Origin of the sequence: Arthrobacter parietis (assembly GCF_039530425.1) — a bacterium.
Classification (GTDB): domain Bacteria; phylum Actinomycetota; class Actinomycetes; order Actinomycetales; family Micrococcaceae; genus Arthrobacter_D; species Arthrobacter_D parietis.
The window spans coordinates 223,233-230,145 of record NZ_BAAAON010000010.1 but is presented as its reverse complement, the minus strand read 5'-3'; the positions used below and the strand labels follow the sequence as shown (position 1 = coordinate 230,145).

At 63.8% G+C, this 6,913-nt stretch carries 5 protein-coding genes; 1 reads left to right on the top strand and 4 read right to left on the bottom strand.

What is annotated here, in order from left to right:
* Positions 1 to 56: 56 nt before the first annotated feature.
* The 3 genes from ABFX19_RS15725 to ABFX19_RS15715 all read right to left on the bottom strand — a co-directional run bounded on the left by ABFX19_RS15725 (position 57) and on the right by ABFX19_RS15715 (position 4,063).
* Positions 57 to 2,330 carry a polyribonucleotide nucleotidyltransferase gene (locus tag ABFX19_RS15725; protein WP_277359474.1) on the bottom strand — a complete coding sequence of 758 codons (2,274 nt, stop codon included), beginning with the start codon at positions 2,328 to 2,330 and terminating at the stop codon, positions 57 to 59.
* 355 nt (positions 2,331 to 2,685) lie between these two features.
* Complete coding sequence (gene rpsO, locus ABFX19_RS15720) at positions 2,686 to 2,955, bottom strand: 30S ribosomal protein S15 (protein WP_056548475.1); 270 nt, start codon at positions 2,953 to 2,955, stop codon at positions 2,686 to 2,688.
* A gap of 115 nt (positions 2,956 to 3,070) precedes the next feature.
* Positions 3,071 to 4,063, bottom strand: coding sequence for a bifunctional riboflavin kinase/FAD synthetase (locus ABFX19_RS15715; RefSeq protein WP_056548476.1), 993 nt, complete (start codon positions 4,061 to 4,063; stop codon positions 3,071 to 3,073).
* A gap of 256 nt (positions 4,064 to 4,319) precedes the next feature.
* Between ABFX19_RS15715 and ABFX19_RS15710 the strand changes: the two genes are divergently transcribed.
* Positions 4,320 to 6,230, top strand: a complete 1,911-nt coding sequence (locus ABFX19_RS15710; RefSeq protein WP_346028877.1) for a hypothetical protein — start codon at positions 4,320 to 4,322, stop codon at positions 6,228 to 6,230.
* Here ABFX19_RS15710 and ABFX19_RS15705 read toward each other — a convergent pair.
* On the bottom strand, positions 6,227 to 6,838 hold the full coding sequence (locus ABFX19_RS15705; protein WP_346028876.1) for a DUF4345 domain-containing protein: 612 nt from the start codon (positions 6,836 to 6,838) through the stop codon (positions 6,227 to 6,229). The two genes, ABFX19_RS15710 and ABFX19_RS15705, sit on opposite strands and share 4 nt — an antisense overlap.
* Positions 6,839 to 6,913: the final 75 nt, after the last annotated feature.

The following is a 6,913-nucleotide window of genomic DNA, read 5'->3' as shown; positions in this document are numbered from 1 at the left end:
CCGCGGAGCCGCCGGTTTGTACTTTGAGCGTGAGCCCAACAGTTGGTTGTTGGCGCCTAGTTGTTGTCGTCGCCCTCAGCGGAATCCTGTGCGTTTGAATTCGGAGCATTGTCCGAATCCGCTTCGCCGGCTTCCTCTGCAACTACAGGCGAGAGGGAGAGCTTGCCGCGGTCATCGATCTTGGTGATCTCGACCTGGACCTTCTGGCCCACGGAGACGACGTCATCGACGTTATCCACCCGCTTGCCGCCGGCGAGCTTACGCAGCTCCGAGATGTGGAGCAGGCCGTCCTTGCCCGGCGTGAGCGAGACAAACGCACCGAAGGTGGTGGTCTTGACAACCGTGCCCACGTAACGCTCGCCGATTTCGGGGACCTGCGGGTTGGCGATGGCGTTCACAGCTGCCCGCGCCGCCTCGGCGGAGGATCCGTCCGTGGCCCCGATCAGGACCGTGCCGTCATCTTCGATCGAGATGTCCGCGCCGGTATCTTCCTGGATCTGGTTGATCATCTTGCCCTTGGGACCGATGACCTCGCCGATCTTGTCAACAGGGATCTTCACCGAAATGATGCGCGGCGCGAATTCCGACAGTTCATCCGGGGTGTCGATTGCTGCCTCAAGCACACCGAGGATGTGCAGGCGCGCTTCCCGGGCCTGCTTCAGCGCTGCGGCGAGCACCGATGCGGGGATCCCGTCAAGCTTGGTGTCCAACTGGATGGCAGTGACGAATTCCGAGGTACCTGCAACCTTGAAGTCCATATCTCCGAAGGCGTCTTCCGCACCCAGGATGTCGGTCAGCGCAGCGTAGCGGGTCTGTCCGTCAACCTCATCGGATACAAGACCCATGGCGATGCCGGCAACCGGAGCCTTCAGCGGCACACCGGCATTGAGCAGGGACAGCGTCGAAGCGCAGACCGAACCCATCGAGGTGGAGCCGTTGGAGCTGAGGGCCTCGGAAACCTGGCGGATGGCGTAAGGGAACTCCTCCCGGCTCGGAAGCACTGGAACGAGCGCACGCTCGGCAAGTGCACCGTGGCCGATCTCGCGGCGCTTCGGGGAACCGACGCGGCCGGTCTCACCGGTGGAGTACGGCGGGAAGTTGTAGTTGTGCATGTAGCGCTTGCGCGTAACCGGCGACAGCGAGTCGATCTGCTGTTCCATCTTGAGCATGTTCAGCGTAGTGACACCCATGATCTGGGTCTCGCCACGCTCGAAGATAGCCGATCCGTGCACGCGGGGAAGGACCTCGACCTCGGCGGTGAGCTTGCGGATGTCACTCAGGCCGCGGCCGTCGATGCGGACCTGGTCGCGGAGAATACGCTGGCGGACAACCTTCTTGGTGACCGAGTTGAAGGCACCCGCGATTTCCTTCTCGCGGCCTTCGAACTGACCGGAGAGGGATTCGATGGTTTCCGTGCGGTAGGCGTTGGCGGTCTCTTCGCGCTCCTGCTTGTCAGCAATCGTGAAGATCTCCGCCAGGCGTGAACCGGCAGCACCCTCAACGGCAGCGAAGACGTCGTCCTGGTAATCCTTGAACACGGGGAATTCAACGGTCGGCTTTGCCGCCCGGCCTGCGAGGTCAGCCTGAGCTTCGCACAATGCGCGGATGAAGGGCTTTGCAGCCTCGAGGCCGTCAGCGACAACCTCCTCGGTAGGTGCGGTAGCGCCGTCGTCCTTGATGAGCGACCAGGAGTTGTCGGTAGCTTCGGCCTCGACCATCATGATGGCAACGTCGTCACCGACGACACGTCCGGCTACGACCATGTCGAAGACGGAGTTCTGGAGCTCGGAGTGCTTCGGAAAGGCGATCCACTGGTCTTCGCCGGAGCCATCGGACACGAGCGCAACGCGTACGCCGCCGATCGGCCCGGAGAACGGCAGACCCGAAAGCTGCGTGGACATTGACGCAGCGTTGATCGCGACGACGTCATAGCGGACGTCCGGGTTGATGGCCAGCACCGTAACGACGATCTGGACCTCGTTGCGCAGACCCTTGACGAAAGCGGGACGCAGCGGACGGTCCATCAGGCGGCAGGCGAGGATGGCTTCGGTGGACGGGCGGCCTTCACGGCGGAAGAACGAGCCCGGGATGCGGCCGGCCGCGTACATACGCTCCTCGACGTCCACGGTCAGCGGGAAGAAATCAAAGCCCTCACGCGGAGATTTTCCGGCGGTAGTGGCGGAGAGGAGCGCGGTGTCCTCGTCGATGTAAACCATGGCAGCGCCTGCGGCCTGCTGGGCGACGCGCCCGGTTTCGAAGCGAACAGTGCGCTGGCCGAACCGCCCGTTGTCAATGACGGCTTCGGCGAACTGGATTTCGGGACCCTCCAAGAGAGTCACCTCCGTTTCTTTGGTGGCGGAGGCAGGCGGCGTTTTGCTGATCAACGCCGTTAGGACGGGTTGTGGCACCCGGTCTTCGATCGAGGTCCACGGGAAATCCATCACACGATGGTTTCCCGGAGACCACTACCGAGGACCGCGAATGCCTGCGTGTCCGCCTGGCTCCTGGTTATGAACTTCGTACTTCTTTGCATCCGCGCTGCGAATGCGGCCTTCAAGGGCACCGAGAGGAACCCATAAAGATTGAAGGCGGCCCCTTCCCGAAGGAAGGCGCCGCCTCACAGTCTAACGCTTCGCACCTTCCCCGAACTCGCTTCGCTCGCCCGGGGACCCCGCGTTTGCTTGCTTAGCGGCGCAGGCCGAGGCGCTCGATGAGCGTACGGTAGCGCGTGATGTCGGTGTCGCGCAGGTAATCCAGCAGACGACGACGGCGACCCACCAGCAGCAGCAGGCCACGACGGGTGTGGTGGTCATGCTTGTGCATCTTGAGGTGTTCGGTCAGGTCGAGAATGCGGCGGGAAAGCATTGCAATCTGCACCTCGGGCGAACCGGTGTCGCCCTCGGAAGTTGCGTACTGCTTGATGATTTCCTGCTTCAGAGCGGCGTCAAGTGCCACAAATAACTCCTATGAGTTGTACCGTGAACAAAGTAGATGCCGGTTCCCCTCGCAAGCGAGCGGAACTCCGGCGGTGGCCCAGCAACCACGGACTGCAGCAGGACCGCAGTCAACTTTACCCGTACGTGCGCTGTTCTGTCGAAAGCACAGTGCGGGTCTGGTTGACGTCCAGCCGCATCTGCTCGATCAACGCTTCCGGCCCGCGGTAGGCAACCATTCCGCGAAGTCTTCGGACAAATTCCACGATGACCGTCTGCCCGTACAGGTCGAAGACGTCAACTTCCTCCTGGGGTCTGTCGATGACGTGAGCCTCGACCTGTCTGCTGACTCCCTCAAACGTCGGGTTGGACCCAACGGAGATCGCGGCGGGCCAGCGGACCTGGCTGCTGTCAATGAGCCAGCCGGCGTAAATTCCGTCTGCGGGGATGAAACCGGTTGAGTCCGGCGACAGGTTTGCCGTCGGAAACCCAAGCGCCCGCCCGCGCGCCGCGCCGTGAACTACAACGCCGCGCATGCGGTGCGGCCGGCCCAGGATGCGGGCGGCAGTGGTGACATCGCCGTCGACCAAAGCCTCACGCACCCAGGTCGAGGAACAGCGTCGTTCCCCGGCTGCCGCCGTCGTGCTCTGCAGGCTGGAGCCGTAGTCATCGATGACAATCACGTCAAAACCCAGTTGCCCGCCGAGTGTCCGCATGGTGGAGAGGTCACCGGAATTGCCGCGTCCGAACCGCACGTCATGACCAATGACGACCGCTTTCGCCCGCAGTCCGTCTACCAGGACGGATTGGACGAACTCCTCCGGGGTGAGTGCGGCAAGCTCGAGGGTGTAGTGCATCATCAGCAGGCCGTCGATGCCGGTGTCGGCAAGGGTTTCCACCCTGTCCTGCAGGCCCATAATGAGTTCCGGAGCACTTTCCGGGCGGTGCACCTGCGCGGGATGCGGCTCAAAGGAGATGACGACGGCGGCTGCGTCGCGTTCCCGGGCGGCGGCAACAAGCTGCCCCAGCACGCTCTGGTGGCCTCGGTGCACGCCGTCGAAGTTTCCGATGGTGATAACTGCGGGACCGAAACCTTCCGGCACGTCGGCCAGGTCTCTCCAGTAGAACACGCATCTCCCTTTAGCGGTTGGACGGGCAGCAGGAGCCCTTCGTCGTTCCTCTCATTATGGCCGATGGTTGCGGGCGGTCTCGACGTCGCGCCAGTGGAACTGTCACTGTTCCTCCACATCGCCGTCCGATCAGGCCACTTGCGCACATAGCCGGCTCAGTCCCGTTCAGTGTTGTTTGGAAGGACCAGTGTTGGTTCCTGTGCGCTGCTCTGCCGGCTTCGGCGCCGCCCTGAAACCTGCGATCTGGAGGACATCCGTGCAACTTTTCTCATCTCTTTTCCTGCGTTTGCGCTTGCTGCCGGCGGGTGGTCTCGTGCTACTCATCGCGGTGCTCCTCCTGGTTCCGCAGGTCCCGCCGTCGCAGGCCGCTCCGGCCGGATCAGACTGGTCCCGGGCTGCCGGCATACACGCGGCCGAGCATTTCGTAGGCCAATACAGGGATGCCGGCGGCCAGGTGGCCTACTGCACCGACTTCGAACGGCTGTCCCCGGAAAACTCCGGCGGCTACGGTGACGGCAAATCAGGTGGCTTTGTGCGCAGCGACGGCAGTGCGCTAAGTACGGCGGAGAATGCGGCGCTGTCCTACCTGCTGCACCGGTGGGGCGCTACGGCCGATGATGCCACGGCGGCCTCTGTTCAGTTGGCTGTCTGGGCGCTTACCTCACCCGGGATGTCCTGGGATTCCCCGGGCATGAACGACATCCTCAGGGCCGAACAACTGCCGGCTGATGTAGTGGAACGAGCCCGCTCCATGACCAGGACGGCGTTCAACGAAGCTGGTCCTTACGCAGTCCATATCGATCTTGACGCTACGGACGCAGGAACCGTCTCCGCGGTGATCGAGGTGCTAGGAGCCAATGGGCAACCGGCCGCCGGGCTGGGCGCAGCCGCGAAGCTGACTGGACCGTTCGTCCTTGCGGAAACCGCCGCATCGACCTGGACGACCGGAGAAGAGGCACACCGCCTCATGCTTCAGAGGACGGGATTGGGCAGTGGATCCATCACGGTGACCGTCCCACGGACGCCCGCGGCGGGAGTCCAGTGGCTGGCCCCTTCCAGCAGTAAAGTACAGCGGCTGCTGTTCGCCTCAGTGCTGGAACCGCGCGACGCGGCGGCAGCGGTGGCAGACCTCCCCGCCTTCCAGCCTGCCGTAGCAACGAGGACCTCGGCTGCCCGAACACACCCAGGCGCATCCATCCATGATGTGCTCACCGTAGGCAGCGCCCCTCCTGCCGAGGGCAGTTCGGCGGAGCCCGCTCCGTGGCTGTCGGTGCCCGGCAGCGACTCGCCGGTATCCGTGGAGGTGGTCTCCACACTGTGGGGACCACTCGACGCTGAACCCGTCCTGCAGGAAGCCGTACCGGAGGGTACGCCGCGCGTTGGCGAGGTCACCACGCGGGTGGCGGGGCCGGGCACGTACAGCACCGCTGACCTCGTCGTTCCCTCACCCGGGTGGTACGTCTGGACCGAGTCAATTTCCCCTGAGAGCGTGCTCCCGGCGGAGGCGGCCCCCTATGTCCTCGGTTGGCAGGGACAGTTCGGGATCGCGGCTGAGACAACCTTTGTGCCCTGGGCACCGAACATTCGCACGCAGCTGTCGGCGGGCGATGCCTTCCTGGGCGACCAGGTCACCGATGCTGTGGTTGGAGAGGGATTCGGCCCATCTGCACAGGGATCAGGCAGCACGATCACATTGACGATGTATGGCCCGCTCGCAGAATTGCCCTCGCCCACCACCGAGATTCCTGCGGATGCACCGCTGCACTCCCAGACCTCTGTGCCCGCGGTAAACGGGAGCCAGTCCAGTGAACCGTTCGCCGCCTTCACGCAGCCCGGCTGCTATACCGTCGTGGCAACCTACCCCGGCGACGAGCACACAGATCCATTCACCTCCGCGTTTGGGGAGCCGTCTGAAACGGTGTGCGTTCAAGCGCCGGCCCCTACACAATCCCCTGCCCCTGACACGAAGGAGACCCCCGGGACTCCGGCCGCTGACGACGGCCCCGCTGCGCAGGCTGCTCCGCCGCACCGCCCCGAGCTGGCTCAGACGGGAGTTCGCGCTGAGGTCACCGCCGGAGCGGCGCTGGTACTGCTCGGAGCGGGCCTTGCCTGCCTGCGCCGGGGACGGGAATCCACGCGTAGGGTCAGTGGCAGCGTCCCATGCTAAGGGCGGGCTGCGTACTCCCTGCGCAGTTCGCTGGTCTTGGCGATGTAGCGGTGCCACACCAGCAGCGCTGCGGGGAATGCCAGCTCGACAACCATGAGAATGATCAACAGAAAGTGCGGAGTCCCCGAGAAGGCCCAGGAAAGGACCCGCCCGATTCCGCCGATGAATACCATGAGGCAAACCAGCCACAGCATGTTTGCCCACTGGAATTTGATCGCGATGGTCACGAAAGCGGCGCCCACGCCGATCATCATCGCGGCGAAGAACCGGAACTGGTTCTCGAGTGTCGGGTTCACTGGACCGTCCCCGGTTTCCGGCAGCCCGGCGGTGCCGGTAATCAGGTAGTAGCCCCCGAAGCCGGCAATAACGAGTCCGACGAGCACTACCACCGTCCGGAAGACGCTCCAGTCACTCCCGGTTTTGTCGGATTTCGTTGAGTCCTTCTTCGAGGTCTTCACCGTGGTGCCACCTGTCGCGGGTTGTTTTGCAGCGGGGCGGCCCGAAGCGGAGGTCTGGTCCGAGCCGTGTGAGCCCGCTGGGCCCTTTCCCGTATCCGCGGAAGAACTGCGACGCTCCGGCTGCGGGTTGTCAGGGGTGTTGCTGTTCATGGTGTTCCCTCTGTGGTCGACGGTTCGGCCGGGCAAGGCCTGCACAATTCATCTTCTCACCCCGGACGACCCTGT